This is a genomic window from Superficieibacter sp. 1612_C1 (assembly GCF_015234305.1).
Classification (GTDB): domain Bacteria; phylum Pseudomonadota; class Gammaproteobacteria; order Enterobacterales; family Enterobacteriaceae; genus Superficieibacter.
In genome coordinates, this window is record NZ_JADGMI010000008.1 from 58,239 (window position 1) to 83,643 (window position 25,405).

Genomic DNA, 25,405 nt, shown 5'->3' on the forward strand with positions numbered 1-25,405 from the left:
AATGAACACATCAATATCGTTTTTCAAGACGAACGTTTCGTTCGGTAAATAAAACAGTGGAGTGGCTTTATGACGCAGCCAATCAGCACCATTGCCAAAAGCCTGGTCCGTGAGCGCCTGAGAACCGGACTATCGCTGGCGGAAATCGCGCGTCGTGCCGGGATCGCCAAATCAACGCTTTCCCAGCTGGAATCGGGTAATGGTAATCCCAGCCTGGAAACGCTCTGGTCACTGTGCGTGGCGCTGGATATCCCCTTTGCCCGCCTGCTTGAACCGCAGCAGCATAAAACGCAGGTTATCCGGCGGGGCGAGGGCACCAAAGTGGTGGCGGAGCAGGCGCATTATCAGGCGGTGTTGCTGGCAACCTGCCCGCCGGGTGCGCGTCGCGATATCTATCTTCTGCTGACGCAGCCCGGTGCAGATCGTATCTCGCATCCGCATCCTTCCGGCTCGGTCGAGCATATTATCGTCACCCAGGGACGCGCGCTGGTCGGCTTAACCGAAGCCCCGGAAGAGTTAAACGAAGGCGACTACATCTGCTATCCGGGTGACCAGCCCCACGTATTTAAAGCGCTGGAACCGGACACCCAGGCCATTCTCGTCGCCGAACAGAACTGACGCTGGATCCCTTTTCCCGGTTGCGGGACACTATCATGCAAATCAGCCTGTGCAGGTACGTATGTCACTTAAAGCCATTGCGAAAGAATTGCAGCTCTCCGTCACCACGGTGAGTCGCGCGTTAAACGGATACGACGATGTTTCCCGGGAGACGCGCGCGCGCGTCGAAGCGGAAGCGCAGCGGCGTGGCTACCGTCCGAACACCTTTGCCCGCCGTTTGAAAATGGGCAAAATTGACGCGGTAGGGCTGGTGTTTCCCGTGCGTCCTGCGCCGCTGAGCAACAGCGTTTTTATGGAGATGGTCGGCGAAATCAGTCACGAACTGGCACGTTATGAAATCGACCTGCTGCTGATGGCCGATGACGACGAGGCCGATAAACATGGCTTCATGCGGATGGTGCAGAGTCGGCGCGTTGACACGCTGATCGTCGCACATACCCTGGACCACGATCCACGCCTTGAGCAGTTACAGCGTGCCGGATTCCCGTTTCTCGCGCTGGGCCGCAGCCAGCTTCCCCGGCCCTATGCCTGGTTTGACTTCGATAACTATGCCGGGACGTATCAGGCCACGCGCCACCTGATTGCGCAGGGCCATCAACGCATTGCGCTGCTAAGTGAACGTAATAATCAGGCCTTTATTACCCAGCGGCGCAACGGTTATCTGGATGCGTTGCGCGAAGCGGGCCTTTCTGACGCATGGCTACGCGTCGTGCCGCCTTCTCGTCGCGCGGGTTATAACGAAACGCAGGCACTGCTCGCGCTGCCTGAACCCCCTACCGCCATCCTCACCGACTGCAATACGCACGGCGATGGTGCTGCGATGGCGCTGTCCTATAGGGGAAGGCTGGAGGGTGACAACCGCGTGGCGCTTATCGTCTACGATGGCCTGCCACAGGACAGTATCGTGGAAACCGACGTTGCCGCCGTGATCCAGTCGACGCGACAAGGCGTGGGCAAGCAGATTGCGGCGATGGTCCGCCAGCTTATCGCCGGAGAAGATCTCTCTCAGTTGCAGGTGCTGTGGCAACCTGAATTCACGCCGGGCGTTACCGCCTGATTTTCCCTCTGTATGCGTAAAATTCTAACTTGATCACAGATCCGAAACGTTTTGGTTGTTGTCCGAAACGTTTCGGATCAACAGTAAGACATCCCGACGACAGGAGATGTCTGATGCAAGATTCGATTTTACGCCTTGAAAGCGCCACCGTAGATGTAGTGATAAAAACCCACCCCTTCGCCGAAATTCTCTACTGGGGAGCGCATCTTAAGCACTTTTCGCCGAAGGATGCCGCCAGTCTGGTTCGCCCTGTGGCGAATGGCAGGCTGGATGTGGATATTCCGTTAACCCTGATGGCAGAGCCAGGGCACGGTCTGTTCGGTACGCCGGGCATCGAAGGCCACCGACAGGGACTGGATGGCTCACCGATGTTTAAAACGGTGAACGTTGAGCGGCAGGGGCAGGCGCTGACGATCCTCGCCGAAGATGAGCTGGCGGGGCTGCGCCTGGTCAGTGAAATTAATCTCGATACCAGCGGTGTGCTGGTGGTGCGCCATGGGGTGACCAACCTGCGTACGCAGGCGTGGCAGGTGGACAGGCTGGCGGTAACGCTGCCGGTGGCCGAACGCGCCCGCGACGTGATGGCCTTTCACGGTCGCTGGATCCGCGAATTTCAGCCGCATCGCCTGACCCTTGAACATGACAGCTTCGTGCTGGAAAGCCGCCGGGGACGCAGCTCGCATGAACATTTCCCGGCGCTGATGACCGGCACGTCAGCGTTCAGCGAAATGCACGGCGACGTCTGGGGCGTACACCTCGGCTGGAGCGGCAATCACCGCCTGCGGGCAGAGGTAAAAACTGACGGCCGTCGTTACGTACAAGCCGAAGCGTTGTACCTGCCGGGCGAAATGGCGCTGGAAGAGGGGGAAACGCTGTGGACGCCACGGCTGTACGCCAGCTACTCCGCGCAGGGCCTTAACGGCATGAGCCAACAGTTCCACCGCTATCTGCGCGAGCACCTCATCCGCTTCCCGGATAATAAACCGCGCCCGGTGCATCTCAATACCTGGGAGGGGATCTACTTCGACCACGATCCGGCGTACATCATGAAAATGGCGGACGATGCCGCCGCGCTGGGCGTAGAGCGTTTTATTATCGACGATGGCTGGTTCAGGGGCCGTAATGATGATTACGCAGCGTTAGGCGACTGGTATCTGGATGAGAAGAAATATCCGCAGGGGCTGAAACCCGTTATCGACCACGTTAAGGCGCAGGGCATGGAGTTTGGCATCTGGGTGGAGCCTGAAATGGTTAACCCGGACTCAGATTTATACCGCGCGCATCCGGAGTGGGTGCTGGCGATGCCGGGGTATCCGCAGTTGCGTGGCCGTCATCAACTGGTGCTGAACCTGAATATTCCGCAGGTTTTTGATTACCTGCTTGAGCGCATGAGCTGGCTGCTCGGCGAGCACGAGATTGACTACGTGAAGTGGGATATGAACCGGGAAATCGTTCAGCCTGCGCATGAGGGCAAAGCGGCGGCCGATGCGCAAACCCGCCAGTATTACCGTCTGCTGGATACCCTGCGTGCCCGCTTCCTGCATATTGAATTTGAATCCTGCTCCTCCGGCGGCGGTCGTATCGACTACGAGGTGTTGACCCGCTGTCATCGCTTCTGGCCCTCGGACAATAACGACGCGCTGGAGCGTAATACCATTCAACGCGGCATGAGCTACTTCTTTCCGCCGGAGGTGATGGGCGCGCATATTGGCAACCGCCACTGTCACGCCACCTTCCGCCAGCACAGCATTGCGTTTCGCGGCCTGACCGCGCTGTTTGGGCACATGGGGCTGGAGCTGGACCCGGTCAGCGCCGATGCGCAGGAGCGTGAGGGCTACCGGCATTATGCCGCGCTTTACAAACAGTGGCGCGGGCTTATCCATAGCGGGACGCAGTGGCGGCTTGATATGCCGGACACGACCACGCTGGCGCAGGCGATAGTGGGGCAGGATCGGCGTCAGGCGCTGCTGCTGGTGAGTCAACTGGCGATGCCGGATTACACCCTGATGTCACCGCTGCGGATGGCGGGGCTGGACGCCGATGCACAGTACCGCATTACGCTGCTCGATCACCCGGATATCAGCATTACCGGTGAGGGCGGGCATACCATGCGCAAGCTGCCGGAGTGGATGCTGACGCCGCAAACCGTCAGCGGTGAATGGTTGATGCAGGCGGGAATATCGTTGCCGATTCTGGATCCCGAAAGTGCCATCCTGATTGGCTTCGAACGCGTGTAAGCGTGTAGGGTCGCGCAGGCGGCCCTTATCTGAGGAATAAAAATGAATACCACGATCTGTACCCACAAAAACAATCCGAATTTCTGGATTTTTGGCCTGTTCGTTTTTCTCTACTTTTTTATTATGGCCACCTGCTTTCCCTTTCTGCCGATCTGGCTGTCCGACATTATCGGCCTGACCAAAACGGACACCGGGATTGTGTTCTCCTGCGTCTCCCTGTTTGCGATTAGCTTCCAGCCGGTGCTCGGGGTGATTTCCGATCGGCTGGGGCTGAAAAAGAACCTGCTGTGGGTTATCGCGATTGCCCTTTTTCTGTTTGCGCCCTTTTTTCTCTACGTCTTTGCGCCGCTGCTGAAAACCAATATCTGGCTCGGTGCGCTGGCCGGAGGGATTTATATCGGTTTTGTTTTCTCTGCGGGGTCAGGCGCGATGGAAGCCTATGTGGAGCGTGTAAGCCGTAACAGCAATTTTGAATACGGCAAGGCGCGGATGTTTGGCTGCCTGGGCTGGGGGCTGTGCGCCTCAACGGCGGGAATGCTGTTCAGTATTAATCCTGAATGGGTGTTCTGGATGGGATCGGCGGCAGCGCTTCTGCTGATGCTACTGCTGCTGGTGGCGAAACCCCGGCAGAATCAGACCGCGCAGGTCATGGATGCCCTCGGCGCGAACCAGCCGCAAATCAACGCCAGAATGGTCTTTAGTCTGTTCCGCCAGCGTAAAATGTGGATGCTGGTGCTGTATGTCATTGGTGTCGCCTGTGTTTACGATGTTTTCGACCAGCAATTTGCGACCTTTTTTAAATCCTTTTTTACCACGCCGGAAGCGGGTACTCGCGCCTTTGGTTTCGCCACCACCGCAGGCGAGATCTGTAATGCGATAATTATGTTCTGCTCGCCGTGGATCATTAATCGCATCGGGGCAAAGAATACGCTACTAATTGCCGGACTGATTATGACGGTGCGTATTGTCGGCTCGTCATTCGCGACCACGGCAATGGAGGTCGTCGCGCTGAAGATGTTGCATGCGCTGGAAGTGCCGTTCCTGCTGGTGGGCGTGTTTAAATACATTACCGGGGTATTCGACACCCGGCTTTCCGCGACGATTTATCTGATTGGATTCCAGTTTGCCAAGCAGCTGGCCGCGATTTTCCTGTCCGCTTTTGCGGGAAATATGTATGACCGCATCGGCTTCCAGGATACCTACCTGATCCTCGGCTGCTTTGTGCTGGCGATGACGGTGCTGTCAGCGTTTACTTTATCCGGCACGCCGCTGATTAATCCGCTGAAAAACCGGGTTGCCCAGTAATGTCCGCTATTTCCCCACCCAGTTATTTTTGATTTTAAACTTATCGGCACGGTTATAACTAAACGAGTAGTTAAACGCCGTGCCATCCTCAAGTTTGGTCACGCCGGAGACTTTAAGCATCGGACGGCCCGGCTGAATGGAGAGAAGTGCCGCCAGTTCCTCGCCAAACAAATCGCCTTCAATCACCGAGCTATAAAACTTTATCTTCTTGCCCGTGGTGTGCTCGATATATTCGTAAAGCGAGCCTTCCTCGAGGATCCGCGAGGGAATAACAGGGATAACGCCGCGATTAATCCATGAGTCCTCTACCAGTACCGGCTCGTCATCAATCAGGCGAACGCGGCGGATAAAGTGCACCGGTTCGCCTTCGTTGATCTCAAGTTGGCGGGCAACGGTTTTATCGGCGGGAAGAAGCTGGTGGCAAACCAGACGGCTGGAGACTTTTGCCTGCTCCCGAAACTCCCGGGAAAAGCCCTGTACGGAATCGCTGGTGCCATCATTGAGCATGAAAACATCGTCTTCAATCGCACGGGTGACGAACATGCCTTTTCCGTGGATACGCTCGATAAACCCTTCCTGCTCAAGCATATGCATCGCTTTTTGCAGCGTAACCCTGGTAACGCCGTGCGTGACGGCCAGCTCGCGTTCTGACGGGATTTTCTCGCCGACCTGCCATGTATTGCTCAGGATCTGTTTTTTAATCGCGTTTTTTATCTGAATATAGCGAGCGGTCATCGTGCCGGATCTTGATAGAGAAAAAGAGAGCCAGTGTAACATTAACGTCGTGGCGGGAAATCAAAAGCGCATCACATCTGAAGTGATTTTATCGCTAACGTATTGAAATTAAATTGAATGTAGGCCGGGTAAGCGAAGCGCCACCCGGCAGAATGGAACAGAAAAAAATTACGCCCCGGCGCTGGCTAATGCAGCTTCTTCTTTCTCAGTAGCCAGTTGTTTACGCTCAAGGATACGGAAGAAGGGGTAGTACATGACCGTTGAAATAATCACCATGCAGCCAGACCAGATGGCGGCCGGAATATTCCCGCCGGTAGCAAAGTAGCCGTTAAGGATCGGTGGCATAGTCCAGGGGATCTGGAATACCGGGCGACCAATAATGCCATACTGCATCAGCAGATAAGAGCAGGTGCAGATGACCATTGGCGTCAGGATCAACGGCAGCATCATGACCGGGTTGAAGACCATCGGCACGCCGAAGATCACCGGCTCATTAATACAAAAGATGGCCGGCCCAATGGAAATACGTCCCAGCGATTTGTAATAGCGGCTTTTGGATAAGAGCATCGCCAGTACCAGCCCCATCGTTGCGCCGGACCCTCCGGAGCAGATGAAGAAGTTATAAAACCCTTCAGCCGTAATGTGCGGCACCGGTTGATGTTGCAGATAAGCCTCGGTGTTTTCAGCAATAAACTTGAGAAATATCGGGCTGGTAATGCCAGAGAGCACGTTAGTCCCGTGAATACCGCAGCTCCACAGCAGTGAGATCAGCGCCACCAGAATGAGTATCCCCGGCAGGGTATCCAGACCCATGACCAGCGGGCTTAAGATCAGCGTGAAAAAGGCGTTGATATCAAAATTGAGCACCACCCGTATCAGCCAAATCAGGATCAGGCAGGCCATTGCGGGGGCCAGACTGATAAAAGACTGGAGCACCGCTGGCGGAACGCTGTCTGGCAGACGGATATAAATCTTCTTAACCACGAAAAAGCGGACGATATAGACCGTGATGACCGATAAAATAATTGCCGAAAATAACCCCGCCGCGCCGAAGTTATTGACGTTGATTTTATGGGCATCATCAAGCTGGGCGAGCAGGAAAACCGCCACTGTAATACAGCAGCAGCTCAGACAGTCCAGCTTGTAATATTTGGCAAGGTTGTAGCTGATGCCAATCGCCGCAATCAGACCAATCGCGCCAAAGGTGGCTTGCACCGGTACGCTGAGCATTTCGGCATACGGGCCGAGAAACTCGCTCCATCCGGGGATCGGCAAGTTGGCAATGATCAGGAACACGCTGCCTGCAATAATAAAGGGCAGGGTAAACGAGATCCCGTCACGTATAGCGACCATAATGACGTTATTACCCACCCGCATCAAAATGGGTAACAGTTTGTTTTCCAGAAATTTTTGCATAAAAAAATCCCTTTAATGAGATATTCTGCGGCCAGCTCAGAAAGCGTACTGCGGCAGGAAATCACGGTTTGCCGCCAGATAGTCATTAAGAATGTGCTGCGCGACCTCAACCGAAGGCACCAGCGGATGATTAACCAGTGCTAGTAGCGCGATGCTGGTATCGCCAGTCATTGCCGCCTCAACCGTCAACTCTTCAAACGCTTTTACGCTCTGAATCAGGCCACGAATACGCATGGGCAGACGACCATAAGCCAGCGGGTGCGCACCTAGTTTGTTAATAACCGCGCTGGTTTCGATCACCGCATCGTCAGGCAAGTCGGGCGTGGTTCCCTGGTTTGGTACGTTCACGACATGCACTTCGTGTTTGTTGTTATAGATTGAACTGATGATTGAGCACGCGGTGTCGGAGTACAACGCACCGCCACGGCTGGAGAGTTCGGCCGGTTTTTCGCACAGCGCCGGGTTCTTATACAGTTCCAGCAGGGAGTGCTCAATTTCCAGCGAGCGCTCGCCGCGCGTGCCGCCGTTTCTCTGATCTTCCAGTTCGTGCTCCACCATTTCCCGGTTCAGATAAAAATACTTCAGATAGGAGAGCGGATAGAGGTTCAGCGCGCGGATAAACTCCGGCGGCAGACCAAGATCGGGCACGTTTTTAAGCTTATTGGTGCCAGTCCCTTGCGCTAATTTTTCAATAAAATCGGCGGTAGTGTCGTTACCGTTCAGGAGAATGCGATCGGCAAAAATAAGATGGTTCAGGCCCATAACGCGCGCGGTAACCGCGTTACGCTCCACGCCGTAGGCTTTGGCGATATCCATCATCATGTTATTTGCACCGCTACAAATCCCCAGTGATTTGATGGGGCTGTATTTGGCGATGGCCTCGGTCACAATGCCGGCCGGATTGGTGAAGTTGATCATCCAGGCGTCAGGACACAACTCTTCCATATCCTTACAAATATCCAGCAACACAGGAATGGTGCGCTGGGCTTTCATAAAGCCGCCCGGCCCGGTGGTTTCCTGACCCAATACGCCATATTTCAGCGGGATTTTTTCATCGTTGATGCGAGCCGCTAACTGACCCACGCGGATTTGCGTCGTCACAAAATCTGCATCTTTAAGCGCTTCCCGGCGGTCGGTCGTCAGGTGAACCGTCATCGGGATGCCCGCCTTTTTCACCATCCTTTGCGCCAGCTGGCCCACAATCTCAAGTTTTTCTCTCCCGGCATCAATATCGACCAGCCAGTATTCCGTGACGGGAAGATCGGCATGCCGCCGAATAAAGCCATCAATCAGTTCCGGGGTATAGCCTGAACCACCACCAATCGTTACAACTTTCAACTTTTCCATGTGGCCTCTTATTTATTTAAACTGGCATATGCCAGATTTGAGGAAAATATACCAATCCATTACCGGTGAAATAGCGAGGTAGCTCACAAATTTCAAGAGGCATAAAAATGCAGTGAATACGAGGGGTTAAAAATTAATATATTCATCAAATAACTATTTCTAACTAATACATGCTTTATGTTTATAGTTCAATTTTATTTCGTTAAATAATGTTACCTTGCTCACGTTATTGTATTTTTCAATATTTACTTGAAGTGGCCTTGATAATACTCTGCCCCGGCCTGCGTTGGGTTGCACCTCTTATTTGATGGGTTGGGTTTCTTTTATGGGAGCCATTAATACGCTTTCAATTAAACAGGTAAATTATAAAAAAAACTATTCGCCAGAAATATATATCGACGCGCAAATATAGATTTTAAGAATTAATGGATCATTGAAAAGGAATGGTAATAATGAAGAAAACAACGCTTGCAATCACAATAGGATTATTGCTGGTTGCTAATAACGGGTTTGCCAAAACCCAAAGTATGACTCTGGAACAGCGTTTAGAACAGATGGAAGCACGGCTGGAAGCGGCAGAAAACCGCGCTGCACAGGCCGAGAATAAAGTTCAGCAACTGCAAATTAAGCAAGCCGCTGAGATAAAAGAAATTAAAGCTGCTCAGGGGAATACCCCGGTTAATGGTCAAACGCCTGCGGCAGAAACCAAAAAAAATGCCTCTTCACCTAACCTGCTGCTGTCGGGTTACGGCGATCTTAAAATCTATGGCGACGTCGAATTTAATATGGACGGCGAAAGCCGCCGTGGCACGCTGACGAAACTTAATGAAGATCATACCACTGAGCAGTGGGATATGGACGGTCGTATCCTGATCGGCTTCGACGGAATGCGTAAACTGGATGATGGCCGCTTTGCTGGCTTCTCCATTCAGCCGCTGGCGGATATGTACGGCACAATGAACCTTGATGATGCCTACTTCCACTTCGGTCAGGAAAATGACTGGAAAGTTAAAGTCGGCCGCTTCGAAGCCTTCGATATGTTCCCGCTTAACAATGATACCTTTGTTGAGCATTCCGGTAATACCGCGAACGATCTGTACTCCGATGGTCAGGGCTATATCTATATGATGAAAGAAGGCCGTGGTCGTTCGGATGCGGGCGGTAACTTCCTGCTGAGCAAACAGATCGACGACTGGTATTTCGAACTGAACTCCCTGATTGAAGACGGTTCAACGCTCTATGCAGACAGCGGCAATGTCCAGGGTGTCGATGGACGTAGCTACCATGGCCGCGAAATGTCGAAAGAGAAGAACGTCGTCTACCTGCGTCCGGTCGTTTCCTGGGCAGCGACTGATAAGCTGACGTTATCCGCCGCTATGGAGTCGAACGTTGTTAATAACGCCTATGGTTATTACGATAACAAAGGCGATCTTGTCGATCAGTCAGACCGTACCGGTTACGGCTTTACGATGACCTGGAACGGCCAGAAAGCCGATCCGTTTGATGGCGTTCTCTGGAACGTGAACACCGCGTATATGGATGCCGACAGCGAGCAGGACTTCACTGCCGCCACCAACGTTACGTGGAGAAACTTCGAACTGGGTTATATCTACGCGCATAACAAAATCGACGACTTCAGCGGCGTTGTGTGTGACAACGACTGCTGGATCACCGATGAAGGCACCTATGACATTCACACCGTTCACGCGTCGTACCTGATCCCGAACGTGATGGATATGCAGAACTTCAATATCTATCTGGGCGCGTACTACTCTAAAATCCAGAGCAGCGAAGAGATCTCCACCGACGACGATCGCTACGGCGCGCGCGTCCGCTTCAAATACTACTTCTAAGTGGGTTAAAGCAGAAAAAACGCCTGAATGTCAGGCGTTTTTTTATGGGTGTCTGGCAACGAATGTGCTGATGGCGTTGCCCGGCGGCGCTTCGCTTGCACGGGCCTACGGGGTACGTATAACTTATTGATGTTGATGGTTTTCGTAGGCCGGGTAAGGCGAAGCCGCCCCCCGGCAGAGGTACAGTGAGATCACGGCAGGTAAAAAACCGCCTTTAACTCGCTACTCACCGGGCTGTTATCCGGGTTGGCGGGCATCACGTCACGCATATATTTCCACCAGCGCTGGCAGATTTCTGTGTCGGCAACCGCATTCCAGCGTTCTTCAGACTCAATATCGACCGTCGCAAACAGCAGATTGCGTTGCTTATCAAGCCAGATGGCGTAGTGGTGCGCGCCGTGCGCCTTCAGCGTCTCTTCCAGCTCGGGCCAGATGGGATTGTGACGGCGCTGGTACTCTTCATGCGCGTCTGCATTGACCTGCATCACAAAGGCTTTGCAGATCATAACGCCTCCAGATACAGCTCGCGAACCTCGTCGCGGGTGGCGGTGCGCGGGTTGCAGGGCGCGCACGGATCGGCGAGGGCTTTGTCCAGCCAGCCTTCGATATCCGCTTTGGTGACCCCGAGTTGACTGAAGCCGGACGGAATGCCCACGCGCGCGCTCAGGGCGCGGATAGCGTTAATCGCTTCCTTGCTGGCAGCCTCCTCATTCATATCGCGCGTGTCCACGCCCATTGCCTGTGCGACGCGGGCAAAGCGGGCCACGGCGTTCGGGCGGTTAAAGTTTTCGATGATCGGTAAAAGAATGGCATTACAGACGCCATGCGGCAGGTTATGCGTCGCGCCCGGCTGATGCGCCAGGGCATGAACCAGACCGAGACCCGCGCTGTTAAACGCCATGCCGGCAAGGTACTGACCGAACGCCATCTGCTCGCGGGCTTGCAGATCGTGTCCATTGTCGACGGCTTTCGGCAGCCACTGCGTGATCAGGCGGATCGATTCCAGCGCATTGGCGTCGGTCAGCGGATGCGCACCAACGGAAACGTAGGCTTCTACCGCGTGCGTCAATGCATCCATGCCGGTAGCCGCCGTGACGGAGGCCGGAATTTCCAGCATCACGCTGGCGTCATCGACCGCAATATCCGGAATGATATTCGGATCGATAATGACTTCTTTCACCTGACGCTCGCTATTGATGATCACCGCGTTGCTGGTCATCTCAGCGGCGGTCCCGGCGGTGGTATTGATCGCCACCAGCGGCACGCCCGCATTTTTCACTTTACCAACGCCGGAGTAAGCGGTCGATGGCGCGGGGTTGGCGGTGAGGATTTTCACCGCTTTCGCGGTATCAATCGGGCTACCGCCGCCGAAGGCAATCAGGTAATCGCATTGCGCATCCTGATACGCGGCATAGCCTTTTTGTACCAGTGCTTCGGTCGGGTTGGGGAAGACCTCATCAAACAGATGGTACGACATCTGCTGCGCGTCCAGCGCGGTAAACAGGCTGTCCAGCAGGCCGAGTTTGACCAGTTGACTGTCGGTAACAATTAGCGCCTTGCCCCACTGTTTGTCTGCAACCAGTTTTACCATATCGCCAATGGCACCTGCGCCGTGCAGGCTGATTTTCGGAAGTGCCAACATAAAGCTCATGATCATTCTCCTTAATGACATCCTTCAGGCTGCCGGGTTCACCCTCATCACGAACTTATGCCTTAATGCAGCTTGAATGATGTTATGTGTGTAGTAATGGCCCCGTCTGAATACACGGGGCGCAGTGCGATTAAGCGTACAATTCTAATGCGCTTGCCATCGGGGTAACGCCAAAGCGTTTGCCAAGGGCAATCAACTCTTCACGGGTGATAGTCTGTTTCATGCCGCCCATGGAGATCACTTTCACCAGCACTTCTGCGGATTTTTCAGCGGTATCGATCAGGCCGAAGGTTTCATCCAGCGTCGGGCCGCTGCCGAACACGCCGTGGAAAGGCCACAGCACCAGCGAATGCTGCTGCATATCCCGCGCCGTCGCCTGGCCGATCTCATCAGTGCCCGGTACCATCCACGGCAGAATGCCGACGCCGTCCGGGAAGACCACCAGACATTCGGTGCTGCCTTCCCACAGCTTGCGGGTGATCAGCGCGCTGTCATTTTCCAGCACATAGGTGAGGGCGATCAGGTTGGTGGCATGGCAGTGCATGATCACCCGGTCTTTACCGTTGGTTGCCTTGATGCGCTCGCAGTGAGAAAGGAAGTGCGCCGGTAATTCTGAGGTTGGCACCGCGTCGTCGGTGAGTCCCCAGAGAATGTGGTAACCCGCGCCGTCGCTGTCCACTTTTACCACGCCGAGGCTGGCGGCTGGATCGAGCTGAACGTTGCGGAAGAATTTGCCGGAGCCGGTCACGATAAAGGCGGTATTGGCGAGCAGTGGCATCGGCTGGCTCAGCGCGATGTAGCGCGGCTGCGTGTGGAAATCTGCCTGGTAAGGCGCAACGTCGGCCTCATCCAGACGCAGTGTCAGGTTGCCGCCGTTGCGCTCGTCCCAGCCTTTCAGCCAGGCATCGGAGGTGGCTTTGATCATGCCCTGGACGAACCAGGAATGGGTAATGGTCTGCATCGTCTTCACTTTCCTTCAAAATGCCAGGTTGCGTTTTGCTTGCCGGGCATGGGTTATCTGTTGAGCTTTCCTGCCCGGTGGCGCTTTGCTTACCGGGCCTACGGGGTGTTGAGCTGTCATGCCCGGTGGCGCTTCGCTTACCGGGCCTACGGTTTGCCTGGTCGCCAGTCCATAACGTCGGGCGAATTTGTAGGCCGGATAAGCGCAGCGCCATCCGGCATGGGTTCATCCGCGCTGGCTTAGGATCTCTTTCTCGTACCCGCGCACGTTATCCAGCCACTGACTGCCGGCTGGCGTATCGTGACGCTGGCAATACATCTCCCACACCGCCTGCCACGGCAGGGATTTTTGTTCTTCCAGCAGCGCCAGACGCGCGGTGTAATCGCCCGCCTCTTCAAGCTGACGCAACTGATCGGTCGGCTCCAGCAGGGCGCGCAGCAGGGCTTTTTTCATATTGCGGGTACCGATCACCCACGCGGCGATGCGGTTGATCGACGCATCAAAGAAGTCGAGACCGATATGCACGCGGTCAAACAGGTCATGACGAATAATTTCGCTGGCGATGGCCTGGGTTTCGTCATCCAGCAACACCACATGGTCGCTATCCCAGCGGACCGGGCGGCTGACGTGCAGCAGCAGGCGTGGAACATAAAGCATGGCGGCGGAGATTTTGTCGGAGATCACTTCCGTCGGATGGAAGTGACCAGCGTCCAGACATAGCGCGGTCTGACGGCTGGTGGCGTACCCCATATAAAACTCGTTGGAACCGACGGTATAGCTTTCCGCGCCGATACCGAACAGCTTGCTCTCCACGGCATCAATATGATGCGCCGGGTCCAGCTTCTCGCTGATCACCTCATCCAGCGCTTCCAGCAGGCGCTGACGCGGGGCGAGGCGGTCGACGGTGACGTCTTTCATCCCGTCCGGAACCCAGATGTTCATCACTGACGGCGTGCCGAGTTGCTCGCCAAAGTATGCGGAGACGCGGCGGCTGGCCTTACAGTGATCGATCCAGAACTGGCGAATCTCAGGATTAGCATGCGAAAGCGTAAAGCCATCGGCGCTCAGCGGATGGGAGAAGCAGGATGGGTTAAAATCCAGGCCCAGCTTGTTGGCTTTAGCCCACTCCACCCAATTTTTAAAATGTTCCGGCTTGATCTGGTCACGCGCGACCGGCGTTTCAGCTTCATGATAAATCGCATGCAGATTAAGACGCTTCGGTCCGGGGATCAGGCTAAACGCCAGTTCCAGATCGGCACGCAGTTCGGCGGCATTACGCGCTTTGCCCGGATAATTCCCCGTGGCCTGAATACCGCCGGTCAGGCTGCCTTCCGGATTTTCAAACCCGGCAACGTCATCGCCCTGCCAGCAGTGCATGGAAACGGGCAGGCGATCGAGCTGGCGCAGGGCCTCCTCGACATTGATACCTACAGCGGCGAACCGCTGTTTCGCGAGTTCCCAGGCGTGTTCTAGTGGAGTGGTCATGCGCAAAGCTCCTTTGTCTGTCGTGTTGACTGAGATTGCGCGACGTAGCGAGCGATCTCATTATCAGGATGAGGGGTGAAAGTGGTCAGGTCGTGGTTAGCAACCACCACCTTGCGAAAATCAGTAACGTCGCTCAGTTCATCCAGCGTCATAAGCTGGACGCCAATATTGCCGAGCGTGGAGGCTTCAATCGGTCCGGCGATCACCGTAATGCCGCAGGCGTCGGCGCAAAGCTGATTGAGCAACTGGTTCTGGCAGCCGCCGCCGACAATATGCAGCTGGCTGAACGGCTTGCCGCGCAGAGCGGCCAGCTCGCCCAGCACGTCGGCATACAGGATCGCGAGGCTGTCGAAAATGCAGCGTGCCAGTTCGGCATCGCTGGTCGGCTCTGGTTGACCGGCCTCACGGCAGGCGGCCTGGATCTCCGCGCTCATGTTGCCCGGATTAATAAAACGATCGTCATTGGGATTGATGACAAAGCGGCAGGCGGGCAGCGCTTCGGTACGGGCAATCAGGCCCGGCAGATCGGTAACCTGTTGTTCAGCCAGCACCCGCTGGAGCAGCCACAGGCCCATGATATTTTTCAGCACCCGATAACGCCCTTCCGCGCCGCCTTCGTTGGTGATATTGGCAGCCAGCGCCTTGTCGCTGGTATACGGCGTTTTGCTTTCAAAGCCCATCAGCGACCAGGTGCCGGAGGAGATCCACGCCGCGTCTTTCCCTTCCAGCGGAACGGCAATCACCGCGCTGGCGGTATCGTGACTGGCGACTGCCACCACCGGAATGGCATTACCCTGTGGACAGGTCCAGTGACCGATCACATTGCCGGGATGCGTGGGTTTGCCGAACCACGCGGCGTCCACTCCCGTCCAGTCCAGCAGCGTTTCATCCCAGCTATCGGTATTGATATTGACCAGTTGAGTAGTGGTGGCGTTGGTATATTCCCAGTTCATCTGCCCGGTAAGACGGTAGCTGAAGTAATCAGGAATGAGCAGCGCATGAGCAACCTCTCGCGCCACCTCGGGTTGCTGTTGGACCAGCGCGTGAAGCTGATAAAGCGTATTAAACGGCAGGAACTGAATGCCGCTGCGGCGGTAAATTTCCGCCTTGCCGAGTTGATTAAGCGCCTGCGCCATCACGCCGTCGGTACGATCGTCACGGTAGGCGATGGGCAGACCGACGCGTTCGCCCTGGCGGTTCAGCAGTACGTAATCCACCCCCCAGGTATCCACGCCGATGCTGTCAATAACGATGCCCGCCTCGCACACGTTCTCCAGACCACGGCGGATCTCCGCCTCCAGGCTGTCGATATCCCAGCAGTCATAACCGTCCACTTTTTGCAGACGATTGACGAAGCGGTGCATTTCACGCAGCGTGAGGGTGCGTTGTTCGCGGTCATAGCGTGCAAGCATTACACGCCCGCTGGATGCGCCTAAATCGACAGCGACGCAATGGCGAAAAGTCATGATAGGGTCCTTCTGAGAGTCAATGCCCACAGTCTAAAAAAGGACGCCTGGTTCTACCTTCTTGTTACTGACAGGGGAAATTGGCCGCTGGCAAGAAAGCAAAGATGAACGTGAGGAAGCTCACATTTTGCTGCGAAAGGGGGATGTGACCGCCGCCGCATTTCTGATGCTTTCCGTCCATTTCTTGAAAAATCGGCAGTGTTTGCACGCTTTATCGTCAAAATTTCAAGATGAGAATGCGGGGCCTTAATTACTATCATGAGAATTCTTCTCACTGGTGGCGACTCTTATGACCGTACTTCACAGCGTGGATTTCTTTCCTTCGGGTAATTCGCCAGTGGCGATCGAGCCGCGTCTTCCGCAGTCGGCCTTCCCGGAGCATCATCATGACTTTCATGAAATAGTGATTGTCGAACATGGTACTGGCATTCATGTTTTTAACGGCCAGCCCTATACCATCAGCGGCGGGACGATCTGTTTTGTCCGCGATCATGACCGTCATCTGTATGAGCACACTGACAATCTGTGCCTGACTAACGTGCTATACCGCTCCCCGGATGCTTTTCAGTTTTTAAGCGGACTGAATTTGCTGCTGCCGCAGGAGCAGAACGGTCAATACCCTTCACACTGGCGCGTTAATCAGGCGGTGCTGACGCAGGTGCGGCAGCTTGTCAGCCAGCTTGAACCGAAAGACGACGCGGCGGATGCGCCGGAACGGGCAAACCGCGAACTGCTGTTTATGCAACTGCTGGTGCTGCTGCGTAAAAGCAGCCTGGCGGAAGGGGCGGAGGATAATGACGCTCGTCTCAACCAGCTGATCGCCTGGCTTGACGATCATTTTGCCGACGAGGTGTGCTGGGACGATCTGGCAGATCATTTTTCGTTGTCGCTGCGGACATTGCATCGTCAGCTCAAGCAATCCACCGGCCTGACCCCACAACGTTACCTGAACCGGCTGCGTTTGATTAAAGCGCGCCATCTGCTGCGCCACAGTGACGAAAGCGTGACGGATATCGCTTATCGCTGCGGATTCGGCGACAGTAACCACTTTTCGACCCTGTTTCGCCGCGAGTTTTCCTGGTCCCCGCGCGATATTCGTCAGGGACGCGACGAAATTCTTCAGTAACGCGAAGAGAATCAACGTTTTTGATCGACCGTCAGAAGATAATAGCCGGTCATTCGTCGTTGAGGTGATCCTGCTGTGGGCCAGTTAATTCTTCGTAAAGCCGACTTTTTCACCAGCGTCGGTCAGGCAGTCGCCGTTGCGGATCGCTATCCGCAAAACGTCTTTGCTGAACATACTCACGAGTTTTGCGAACTGGTGCTGGTATGGCGTGGCAATGGCCTGCACGTCCTCAATGACCGCCCGTACCGCATCACGCGCGGCGACCTGTTTTATATCCGCGCCGAAGACAAACACTCCTATGCTTCGGTCAACGACCTGGTATTACAAAATATTATCTATTGCCCTGACCGCCTGAAACTTAATTTCGACTGGGACGCGCATATTCCCGGCTTTAGCGGGCCTGAAAGGCGGGCGCACTGGCGGCTTGGCAGCACTGGAATGAGTCAGGCACGGCAGGTAATCGCGCAGCTCGAACACGAAAGCGCCCATCCTGATGTGCAGGTCAATGACATGGCCGAACTGCTCTTTGCACAACTGGTGGTGACCCTGAAAAGACACCGCTATACCACCGATAATTTGTCGGCAACGTCGCGCGAGCCGCTGCTGGATAAGCTGATCACCGCCCTGGCAGGAAGTCTGGACACGCCTTTCGTACTCGAAACCTTTTGCGAACAGGAGCAGTGCAGCGAGCGCCCCCTGCGCCAGCAGTTTCGCAGCCAGACGGGGATGACCATCAGCCAGTATCTGCGCCAGCTGCGGATTTGCCACGCGCAATATCTCTTGCAGCACACTGAAATATTGATTGGCGACATCGCCATGCAGTGCGGCTTTGAAGACAGTAATTATTTTTCCGTGGTATTTAACCGTGAAATAGGCATGACGCCGGGACAGTGGCGTCATCGCAGCCGTGACGGAACCGCCTCTAATATAAATATGATGAATGATTAACGGTAAATAACGACCGCAGTACCGCGCTAAAAATTAAAATAAATCTCTGTGCTATAAATCACATTTGTTGGCGAAAATTCTGTTTTATAATAGCGCATTCACTCATGGAGGTAGAATGTTAGCCATTATCATTTTGCTGTTTATATCCGCCGCTGCTTTTTTGTTATCGCGAGATAACAAAAGTAACGTCGCGCTTGATGATATTTGTTGGCTAAATTCACCTGACGATCTTTCTGACGTTGACCTGTTTTCTGCCGACTGTCCGCATTATCAAATGTCGCAGGAGTGGTCCCGTTTATGGGATTGTACCGGGCAGGCATTACGCGCCCGTTTCCACCGGCGCAAACAACGTCTTGCGGCGATTTCGCCGTCACCTTGCCAGCGCGTGTTATGTTGCCGTAAACGCGATGAACTGCGTTTTAGTTTCCGTATATCCAGCCTGCGCCAGCTAATCGCTTGCCGCCATGCCAGCGGTGCCGATTGCCATCACGCAGGCCAACCTGATTTCATCCACAAAGCACAATGCGCGTTTTCGCCATTGTGCTTTTTTTTGTCTGAACAAACCTGAGAGGCTGAATGATGTTTATTGTTTGTGTTGCTGCATGTCCGACCGGCGTTGCCCATACCTATATGGCAGCGGAAGCGCTTGAAATGACGGGGAAAAAACGGGGTCATGAGGTCAAAGTTGAAACCCAGGGCTGCATGGGCGCGGAGAATGAGATCCTTGACGAGGATCTGGCGCGGGCCGACGCGGTGATTATTGCCGCCGATGTCGCCATCAACGGCAAAGAACGTTTTGCAGGACTGGTTAAGCTGGAGTGCAGCGTCTCCGATCCGATTAAATTCGGGGATGCCGTTTTTGAAGCCGTTGAACAGGAGGTTGCGCATGGCTAAGTTTCAGGGAGGAGGCGGCAAGCCTTCAGTGGGCGCGGAAGTGAAAAACGCCATTATGACCGGCGTGTCGTGGATGTTGCCCTTTGTGATTGCCGGCGCGGTCATTATGGGGATCGCGCGTATTGGCGCGTCGATGTACGGCATTGATAATATCTGGGATGCCAGCCATGAGCAGGCGGCCAGCCTGGTTGTGCAGGTGCTGCACCGCTTCGACGGCTTCGGCGGACTGGCCCTGTCGCTGATGCTGCCGGTGGTGGCGGGTTATATCAGTTTTGCCCTCGCCAATAAGCCGGGTATCGCGCCGGGGATGGTGGGGGGATTACTGGCGAGCAGTCTGGGAACCGGCTTTCTGGGGGCGCTGGCCGCCGGTTTCGTCGCCGGGTATATCGTCCGGGCGCTCATCAAATACATCAAATTACCGAAAGCTCTGGCCTCTGCCGGGCCGATTTTTATCCTGCCGGTCGGTGGGACGCTGCTGACGTGCATTGTGATGGCGTTTGTTATTGGCACGCCGCTGGCGGCGCTTAATCACGGTATGGAGCACTGGCTGCTGTCGATGTCCGGTACCAATAAAGTGCTGCTGGCGGCGGTGATTGGCGGCATGGTGGGCTTTGACCTTGGCGGACCCGTGAATAAAGCGGCGGTCACCACGGCAATGGCGCTACTGGCTTCCGGGATTTACGATCCTAATACTGCTGCGCAGGTCGCCATCATCGTACCGCCTATCGGTCTGGGCGTTGCCACGCTACTGTGGGCAAAACGCTTCCCGGAATCGCTGCGTGAAGCGGGCAAGGCGTCCACGCTGATGGGGCTGATTGGCGTCTCGGAAGGGGCCATTCCGTTTGCGCTGTCCAATCCTAAAATCATCGTGGTTAACATGATCGGCTCTGCGGTCGGCGCGGCGATGGCGGTGGGAATGGGTGCGGTGAACCAGGCTCCCATTTCCGGGTTTTACGGCTGGCTGGCGGTAGAACAGTGGCCGATATATGTTCTCTCCATCGCCTGTGGCTCCGCGATTATCGCCTGTGGATCGCTGCTGGTATTTCGCAATGTACCGGGCGAAGCCATTAAAAAAGAAATGGCGGCACCAAAATTTAAAGCCAGTCGTTAATATAAAGAGATATTAACGGCGGTTCGCCACTAATCATGAAAATTAACGGATAGCTATCCGTGGTATTTTCTCGCCCCTAAAAAAGGCAGGAATAAAGATGAAAACAGTTCATTTGATCCAACATACGCACTGGGATCGCGAGTGGTATTTCACTGAAAATGATTCTCGGGTCGTGCTTTATTATTTTATGGCCGATTTACTTCAGCGCCTTGAGGCCGATGAGTCATTAGGCCCATTTATACTTGATGGGCAGACCGTGGTGCTGGAAGATTATTTTAACATCGCGCCCGAAAACCGTGCGCGGGTGCAAAAACTGATCGACGAGGGCAGGCTACTTATCGGTCCGTGGTACACCCAGACCGATTTCTTAGTGGTCGGCGCAGAATCCATAACCCGCAATTTGCTGCTGGGCATGGCGGACTGCAACGCGATGGGAAGCCGGATGTCCGTGGGTTACGTCCCCGACTCCTTCGGCCAGAGCGCCCAGTTGCCGATGTTCCTGACGCAGTTTGCGATGGATCGCGCGGTGATCTGGCGCGGCTGGTGCGAGCACGGCGTTGCTGCCAGCGAGTTTCGCTGGCAGAGCGCTGACGGCAGTTGCGTCACCACCGCCGTGCTGCCGTGGGGATATGGCTGTGCGAAATGGCTGCCCACCGACGCGCAAAAGGCATGGCAGGTACTGCCCGGTATTCTGCAAAAACAGGCGAAATTCAGCACCTCCGGGCACGTTTTGCTCCCCAACGGTAACGATCAGTCCCCCTTTGAGCATGGCGTTCCGGCAATGCTCGACGCGCTTAATACGCAGCAGTCTGACTACCATTTCGTGCGCAGCGATTTTAACCGCTACTTTGCGGCGCTGGAACGGACGGGAGTCGAACTGGCGACGTATCAGGGTGAGTTACTCAGTCCGAAATATATGCGTATTCATCGGGGCATTTTCTCGACGCGCATGGATATCAAGCAGGCTAACGTCCGGCTGGAGAACTTCCTCAGCCAGCAGCTTGAACCGTTATTGAGCGTGGTCTGGCAACTGGGGCTGCCTTATCCGCAAACGGCGGTGGAGAATATCTGGCGTGAGGCAATGAAATCCCACGCCCATGACAGTATTGGCGGCTGTAACGCCGATCGCGTCAATGCGATGGTGAAAGCGCGTTTAACCTCCGGCCATGAGTCCGCCAGCCAGCTTTTCGACCTCAACATGAAAATGCTGGCGGAAGGGATCGCCGCGCGGCAGCAGGGCAAAAAAATCATTGTCTTCAACCCGCTGCCTTACGCGCGCGACGGGCGGGTGGCGCTGACGATTTACGTGCCGGGCGCACATTTTGCCATCGTCGATGACGCGGGGCAGCCGTGCCGCTGGCAAATTGTTCAGGAAGAACAGCAGGATATGTCGGTGATTGTGCAGGAGCTTTCCAACAGTACCACCACGGTGTGGTATCGCAAATGCGACATTATCCTTGAGGCAAAAGCCCTGCCTGCCTGCGGCTATCAAACGCTTTATCTTCAGGAGGATGCGCCTGCCGGGTTTACCGTGCCGCAAGAAACGATTGCTGCGCTCGATAACCCGTGGCTGTGCCTGACGCTGACGGATGGGCATATCTCGCTGCTCGACAAACGCAGCGGCAAACAGTGGAACGCTATCCTGCGGCTGGTTGATGGCGGCGATGCGGGGGACAACTATAACTACTCCCCGCCGGAAGATGACTGGCGGGTGACCAGCGACGGCGCATTAGTCTCCGCCATCTGGCAGCGGGATGCGCTGGCCGATACGCTTAACCTGAGCTGGTGCATCGCTGCGCCGCAGGATCTGGCTGCCCGTCAGCAGCATCGGCGTAACGGGCAACTTAACGTCAGCATGACGATCGCCCTCGATCGCGATCGTCCGCTGCTGGATGTGCAGGTACGGATCGACAACACCCTGCGCGATCACCGGCTCCAGCTGGAGATCCCCACCGGCATCAGCGGGATGTTCCATTTTGCCGATCAACCCTTTGGCCTGATCCGCCGGGAAAACCGTCCGCAGGCGCTGGATATCTGGCAGCAAGAGCAGTGGACGGAAGCGCCCGCGTCGCTGTGGCCGATGCAAAGCCTGGCGATGATGCATGATGAGCAGCACGGCATGTGCGTGGTCACCGACGGGCTGCGCGAGTATGAAATCCCCGCTGACCGTCCCGATACGCTGGCGATTACCCTGCTGCGCAGCGTCGGCTGGCTGGGACAGCCGGATATGCCGTGGCGTCCGGGGCGCGCCTCCGGCATGGTGCTGCCTTCGCCGGACTCGCAGTTGCCTGGTCGTTTTGATTGTCATCTGGCGCTGGTGCCTCTGCATCAGGGGCCGGACGCGGCGTTCTGGCGTGACATTGAGAACTGGCGCACACCCGCTTCCGGCTGGCTGGACTCTGGCTGGTCGCGCTTTAAAACCAATCCTCACGGCATGCGCTTTCCGGCAGCGTACAGCTTGCTGCGCTGGGATACCCCGCTGCATTTCAGCACGCTGAAAAAAGCGCAGAACGAGGAGGCGCTGATCCTGCGCGGCTGGAATCCGGGCACCACACTACTCGACGGTGTCGAACCTGTACTCTCCAGCGACGTAGCGCGCGTGACGCTGGCAGAAACGCCGCTTTCCGGAAGTCATACCCCAGTCCAACCCTGTACGCCAGTCACCTGGCGGATCACCCCTGCGGAAAAAGGAAAATCCGATGCGTAAAATAGCGTTTGTGTGTCCCCTCGAAAATGGCCTTCATGCCCGGCCTGCGGCCGAGCTGCAACAGCGCGTGGCGGAATTTCACTCCCGTGTGACGCTGCATAATCTGCGTAACCAGCGGCAGGTCGATGCCGGAAGCGTACTGGCGCTCATCGGCGCAGATATACTTCACCACGATGCGTGCGAACTGCATATTGACGGTGAGGATGAGCAGGATGCCTGGCAGACGCTGAACGCGTTTATTACCCGCGAGCTGGCGGAATGCGACGGGCCGCTTGTCCCTGCGACGACGCATCACCAACAGCCTTTGCCCGTGTTTCTGGCGGCCACCACGGCCACCTGCCTGCGGGGTAACGGCGTCAGTCCGGGGCTGGCAAGCGGGGTGGCGGTGCCTCTGGGCGCGGTGGATTTGCCGCAGCTTGCTGAGCAGGAAGCGCCGGAAGACGCTGGCCTTCAGCAGCAGCGGCTGGCGCATACGCTGACGGTCACCCGCGCGCAGCTAAAAGAGGAGAGCCGCCAGGCGCAGGGCGAGGCCGCGTCGGTGCTCGGTGCGCATATTACCTTGCTCCAGGATGCGATGCTGGAAAAGGCGCTGCTGACACCTCCCGCCGCACGCAACGCACTGGCGGCGCTGGCGCGCGTGATTGACGGGCTATGCCAGCCATTACACGAAAGTCAGAGCCAGTATTTGCAGCAGCGGGCGCTGGATTTACAGGATCTCGGGCTGCGCCTGGCCGCGAATCTGACCGAACGGCCGCTGTTTACCCTGCCGGATTTACAGCAGGATTCCATCATCATCAGCGCCGGACTGATTACGCCGGGTCAGTTTCTCGCCCTGCGCGGTCCTCATCTGAAAGGTATTGTGATGGGCGAGGGCGGCGAAACCTCCCACACGGTGATCCTCGCCCGTTCCTTTGGCATCCCGCTCTTATGCGTGCCGAACGCGTCTGTGCCTGCGGGTGCCCCGCTGCTGATTGACACGCGTTATGACGTGCTGATCGTCGCGCCGGATGCCTGTGCTGAACAGTGGCGCGACATGGAAGAGGACAAAATCGCGCGCATTACCCGGCGGCTGGAACCGCTCGCCCGGATGGCAGGCGTCAGCCGCGACGGAGAACGCGTGAAACTGCTGGCGAATATCGCCCTGGCTGACGAAGCGGAAAATGCCTTCGCGGCGGGTGCGGAAGGTATTGGCCTGTTTCGCACCGAAATGTTGTTTTGTGAGCGAAGCACACCGCCGGATGAAGAAGAACAATATCAGGCGTACCGGCATGTACTGACGCTGGCGCAGGGTAAGAAAGTCGTGATCCGTACGCTGGATATCGGCGGCGATAAACCCTGCGATTATTTAAACCTGCCGCAGGAAGAGAACCCGTTCCTCGGCTGGCGGGCAGTACGCCTTTATCCGGCGTTTGAGGCCATTTTTACCAGTCAGGTACGGGCATTGCTGCGCGCCAGCGCGGCAGGGCCGCTGGATATCATGGTGCCGATGGTGGCGACGCTTGAAGAGATTAAATGGCTGCACGCCCGCTTTCATCAGGTAGCGGAACAGCTTCACGCGGAAGGCGTCGCCGTCGGCGAATGGCGCTTAGGTATCATGGCGGAGGTGCCTTCTGCGCTGTACCTGCTGGAAAGAGCGGCGAAATGGATCGATTTTGCCTCTATTGGCAGCAACGACCTGGTGCAGTATTTCCTCGCCTGCGACCGGGGCAATCCACACGTTCGCCATCTGTATAACTACTGCGATCCCGCTTTCCTGATGCTGCTTAACGAGATGGCCACGCGAACAAACGTGGAACTCTGCCTGTGTGGAGAAATGGGCGGCGATCCGGCGGTGATGCCGCTGCTGCTGGGCACAGGGCTGCGGCAGATCAGCATGTCCGCCGGACGAATTGCCGGGGCGAAAAAGCAGCTGGCCTCGCTGGAAATGGATGATTGCCGGAAGACGTTGCAGCGGGCATTGGCCTGTGAAAGCGCGGCGGAGGTGACATCCCTGCTGCATGAGACGTCGGCGGCCAGCGTGCTACCCGTTTTCGATCCGGCCCTGCTATTGCTGGATCGGGACGCCACCAGTAAGGCGGAAGTCATCAAGCTGCTCACGGATAATTTTGAGATTGAACAGCGGGTGCGTTCGGGGGTGGACGTCGAGACCGCCATCTGGCAGCGGGAAGCGGTTTTTTCTACCGCGCTCGGCTTTGCGGTCGCCATCCCGCACTGTAAATCCGCAGCGGTACTGAACAGCAGCGTGTCGTTAATGCGCCTGAAGACGCCGTTATCGTGGGGAGAGGGGGTAGACGTCTCGCTGGTGATTATGCTGACGGTGAGCGAACAGGAGAAGGGCGATCACATGAAAATCTTCTCGCGGCTGGCCCGCAAGTTGATGCATGACGATTTCCGCCAGCAGTTATTGCAGGGCAGAGATGCTAGTGACATGACCGCACTACTTGAGCGCGAACTGACACTCTGAGGCACGTTTGCCCGGTAGCGTGGC

The 25,405-nt window shown here is 55.9% G+C and carries 20 protein-coding genes; 12 read left to right on the plus strand and 8 right to left on the minus strand.

Annotated features, from left to right (window positions below):
• Positions 1-69 precede the first annotated feature (69 nt).
• The 4 genes from INT84_RS22545 (at position 70) to INT84_RS22560 (ending at position 5,217) form a co-directional block, all read left to right on the plus strand.
• Positions 70-618 (plus strand): helix-turn-helix domain-containing protein, encoded by a 549-nt coding sequence (locus tag INT84_RS22545; protein ID WP_194208547.1) that lies wholly within the window; start codon positions 70-72, stop codon positions 616-618.
• Between the two features lie 61 nt (positions 619-679).
• Positions 680-1,675, plus strand: coding sequence for a substrate-binding domain-containing protein (locus tag INT84_RS22550; protein ID WP_194208548.1), 996 nt, complete (start codon positions 680-682; stop codon positions 1,673-1,675).
• Positions 1,676-1,788: 113 nt separating this feature from the next.
• Positions 1,789-3,912 carry an alpha-galactosidase gene (locus INT84_RS22555; protein WP_194208549.1) on the plus strand — a complete coding sequence of 708 codons (2,124 nt, stop codon included), beginning with the start codon at positions 1,789-1,791 and terminating at the stop codon, positions 3,910-3,912.
• A gap of 42 nt (positions 3,913-3,954) precedes the next feature.
• Positions 3,955-5,217, plus strand: a complete 1,263-nt coding sequence (locus INT84_RS22560) for an MFS transporter (RefSeq protein ID WP_194208550.1) — start codon at positions 3,955-3,957, stop codon at positions 5,215-5,217.
• 6 nt (positions 5,218-5,223) lie between these two features.
• On the opposite strand, the gene INT84_RS22565 is transcribed toward INT84_RS22560, so the two are convergent.
• From INT84_RS22565 to INT84_RS22575, 3 genes are all read right to left on the minus strand, one after another.
• Positions 5,224-5,952 (minus strand): GntR family transcriptional regulator, encoded by a 729-nt coding sequence (locus INT84_RS22565; protein WP_194208551.1) that lies wholly within the window; start codon positions 5,950-5,952, stop codon positions 5,224-5,226.
• A gap of 168 nt (positions 5,953-6,120) precedes the next feature.
• Positions 6,121-7,368 carry a PTS sugar transporter subunit IIC gene (locus tag INT84_RS22570; RefSeq protein WP_194208552.1) on the minus strand — a complete coding sequence of 416 codons (1,248 nt, stop codon included), beginning with the start codon at positions 7,366-7,368 and terminating at the stop codon, positions 6,121-6,123.
• Between the two features lie 36 nt (positions 7,369-7,404).
• A complete protein-coding gene (locus INT84_RS22575; RefSeq protein ID WP_194208553.1) occupies positions 7,405-8,715 on the minus strand; it encodes a 6-phospho-beta-glucosidase in 1,311 nt (436 codons plus the stop codon).
• Positions 8,716-9,167: 452 nt separating this feature from the next.
• Between INT84_RS22575 and INT84_RS22580 the strand changes: the two genes are divergently transcribed.
• Complete coding sequence (locus INT84_RS22580; RefSeq protein ID WP_194208554.1) at positions 9,168-10,568, plus strand: carbohydrate porin; 1,401 nt, start codon at positions 9,168-9,170, stop codon at positions 10,566-10,568.
• Between the two features lie 191 nt (positions 10,569-10,759).
• Here INT84_RS22580 and rhaM read toward each other — a convergent pair whose 3' ends face one another.
• From rhaM to rhaB, 5 genes are all read right to left on the minus strand, one after another.
• A complete protein-coding gene (rhaM, locus tag INT84_RS22585; protein WP_194208555.1) occupies positions 10,760-11,074 on the minus strand; it encodes an L-rhamnose mutarotase in 315 nt (104 codons plus the stop codon).
• Complete coding sequence (gene fucO / locus INT84_RS22590; protein WP_194208556.1) at positions 11,071-12,219, minus strand: lactaldehyde reductase; 1,149 nt, start codon at positions 12,217-12,219, stop codon at positions 11,071-11,073. The genes rhaM and fucO overlap by 4 nt, the downstream gene beginning before the upstream one ends.
• A 130-nt stretch (positions 12,220-12,349) precedes the next feature.
• Complete coding sequence (rhaD, locus tag INT84_RS22595; protein ID WP_194208557.1) at positions 12,350-13,180, minus strand: rhamnulose-1-phosphate aldolase; 831 nt, start codon at positions 13,178-13,180, stop codon at positions 12,350-12,352.
• A gap of 225 nt (positions 13,181-13,405) precedes the next feature.
• Positions 13,406-14,665 (minus strand): L-rhamnose isomerase, encoded by a 1,260-nt coding sequence (rhaA, locus tag INT84_RS22600; protein ID WP_194208558.1) that lies wholly within the window; start codon positions 14,663-14,665, stop codon positions 13,406-13,408.
• Entirely contained in the window at positions 14,662-16,131 is a 1,470-nt protein-coding gene (rhaB, locus tag INT84_RS22605) for a rhamnulokinase (RefSeq protein WP_194208559.1), read from the minus strand. Before rhaB ends, rhaA begins: the two co-directional genes overlap by 4 nt.
• Before the next feature lie 289 nt (positions 16,132-16,420).
• On the opposite strand from rhaB, the gene rhaS reads away from it, so the two are divergent.
• The 7 genes from rhaS (at position 16,421) to ptsP (ending at position 25,381) form a co-directional block, all read left to right on the plus strand.
• The gene (gene rhaS, locus INT84_RS22610) at positions 16,421-17,257 is read left to right on the plus strand and encodes an HTH-type transcriptional activator RhaS (RefSeq protein WP_194208560.1); all 837 of its coding nucleotides are present in this window, start codon (positions 16,421-16,423) and stop codon (positions 17,255-17,257) included.
• Between the two features lie 75 nt (positions 17,258-17,332).
• The gene (gene rhaR, locus INT84_RS22615) at positions 17,333-18,205 is read left to right on the plus strand and encodes an HTH-type transcriptional activator RhaR (RefSeq protein ID WP_194208561.1); all 873 of its coding nucleotides are present in this window, start codon (positions 17,333-17,335) and stop codon (positions 18,203-18,205) included.
• Between the two features lie 115 nt (positions 18,206-18,320).
• A complete protein-coding gene (locus tag INT84_RS22620) occupies positions 18,321-18,773 on the plus strand; it encodes a hypothetical protein (protein ID WP_194208562.1) in 453 nt (150 codons plus the stop codon).
• An 11-nt stretch (positions 18,774-18,784) separates the two neighbouring features.
• A complete protein-coding gene (locus INT84_RS22625) occupies positions 18,785-19,099 on the plus strand; it encodes a PTS fructose transporter subunit IIB (RefSeq protein WP_194208606.1) in 315 nt (104 codons plus the stop codon).
• Positions 19,092-20,210, plus strand: a complete 1,119-nt coding sequence (locus tag INT84_RS22630) for a PTS fructose transporter subunit IIC (protein ID WP_194208563.1) — start codon at positions 19,092-19,094, stop codon at positions 20,208-20,210. The genes INT84_RS22625 and INT84_RS22630 overlap by 8 nt, the downstream gene beginning before the upstream one ends.
• Positions 20,211-20,307: 97 nt before the next feature.
• Entirely contained in the window at positions 20,308-22,917 is a 2,610-nt protein-coding gene (locus INT84_RS22635) for a glycoside hydrolase family 38 C-terminal domain-containing protein (RefSeq protein WP_194208564.1), read from the plus strand.
• Positions 22,910-25,381, plus strand: coding sequence for a phosphoenolpyruvate--protein phosphotransferase (gene ptsP, locus INT84_RS22640; RefSeq protein ID WP_194208565.1), 2,472 nt, complete (start codon positions 22,910-22,912; stop codon positions 25,379-25,381). The genes INT84_RS22635 and ptsP overlap by 8 nt, the downstream gene beginning before the upstream one ends.
• Positions 25,382-25,405: the final 24 nt, after the last annotated feature.

Bases quoted from the DNA above. Each gene is read 5' to 3' on its own strand.
- INT84_RS22545 (WP_194208547.1), top strand. From the start codon at position 70: ATGACGCAGCCAATCAGCACCATTGCCAAAAGCCTGGTCCGTGAGCGC.
- INT84_RS22550 (WP_194208548.1), top strand. From the start codon at position 680: ATGTCACTTAAAGCCATTGCGAAAGAATTGCAGCTCTCCGTCACCACG.
- INT84_RS22555 (WP_194208549.1), top strand. From the start codon at position 1,789: ATGCAAGATTCGATTTTACGCCTTGAAAGCGCCACCGTAGATGTAGTG.
- INT84_RS22560 (WP_194208550.1), top strand. From the start codon at position 3,955: ATGAATACCACGATCTGTACCCACAAAAACAATCCGAATTTCTGGATT.
- INT84_RS22565 (WP_194208551.1), bottom strand. From the start codon at position 5,952: ATGACCGCTCGCTATATTCAGATAAAAAACGCGATTAAAAAACAGATC.
- INT84_RS22570 (WP_194208552.1), bottom strand. From the start codon at position 7,368: ATGCAAAAATTTCTGGAAAACAAACTGTTACCCATTTTGATGCGGGTG.
- INT84_RS22575 (WP_194208553.1), bottom strand. From the start codon at position 8,715: ATGGAAAAGTTGAAAGTTGTAACGATTGGTGGTGGTTCAGGCTATACC.
- INT84_RS22580 (WP_194208554.1), top strand. From the start codon at position 9,168: ATGAAGAAAACAACGCTTGCAATCACAATAGGATTATTGCTGGTTGCT.
- rhaM (WP_194208555.1), bottom strand. From the start codon at position 11,074: ATGATCTGCAAAGCCTTTGTGATGCAGGTCAATGCAGACGCGCATGAA.
- fucO (WP_194208556.1), bottom strand. From the start codon at position 12,219: ATGAGCTTTATGTTGGCACTTCCGAAAATCAGCCTGCACGGCGCAGGT.
- rhaD (WP_194208557.1), bottom strand. From the start codon at position 13,180: ATGCAGACCATTACCCATTCCTGGTTCGTCCAGGGCATGATCAAAGCC.
- rhaA (WP_194208558.1), bottom strand. From the start codon at position 14,665: ATGACCACTCCACTAGAACACGCCTGGGAACTCGCGAAACAGCGGTTC.
- rhaB (WP_194208559.1), bottom strand. From the start codon at position 16,131: ATGACTTTTCGCCATTGCGTCGCTGTCGATTTAGGCGCATCCAGCGGG.
- rhaS (WP_194208560.1), top strand. From the start codon at position 16,421: ATGACCGTACTTCACAGCGTGGATTTCTTTCCTTCGGGTAATTCGCCA.
- INT84_RS22620 (WP_194208562.1), top strand. From the start codon at position 18,321: ATGTTAGCCATTATCATTTTGCTGTTTATATCCGCCGCTGCTTTTTTG.
- INT84_RS22625 (WP_194208606.1), top strand. From the start codon at position 18,785: ATGTTTATTGTTTGTGTTGCTGCATGTCCGACCGGCGTTGCCCATACC.
- INT84_RS22630 (WP_194208563.1), top strand. From the start codon at position 19,092: ATGGCTAAGTTTCAGGGAGGAGGCGGCAAGCCTTCAGTGGGCGCGGAA.
- INT84_RS22635 (WP_194208564.1), top strand. From the start codon at position 20,308: ATGAAAACAGTTCATTTGATCCAACATACGCACTGGGATCGCGAGTGG.
- ptsP (WP_194208565.1), top strand. From the start codon at position 22,910: ATGCGTAAAATAGCGTTTGTGTGTCCCCTCGAAAATGGCCTTCATGCC.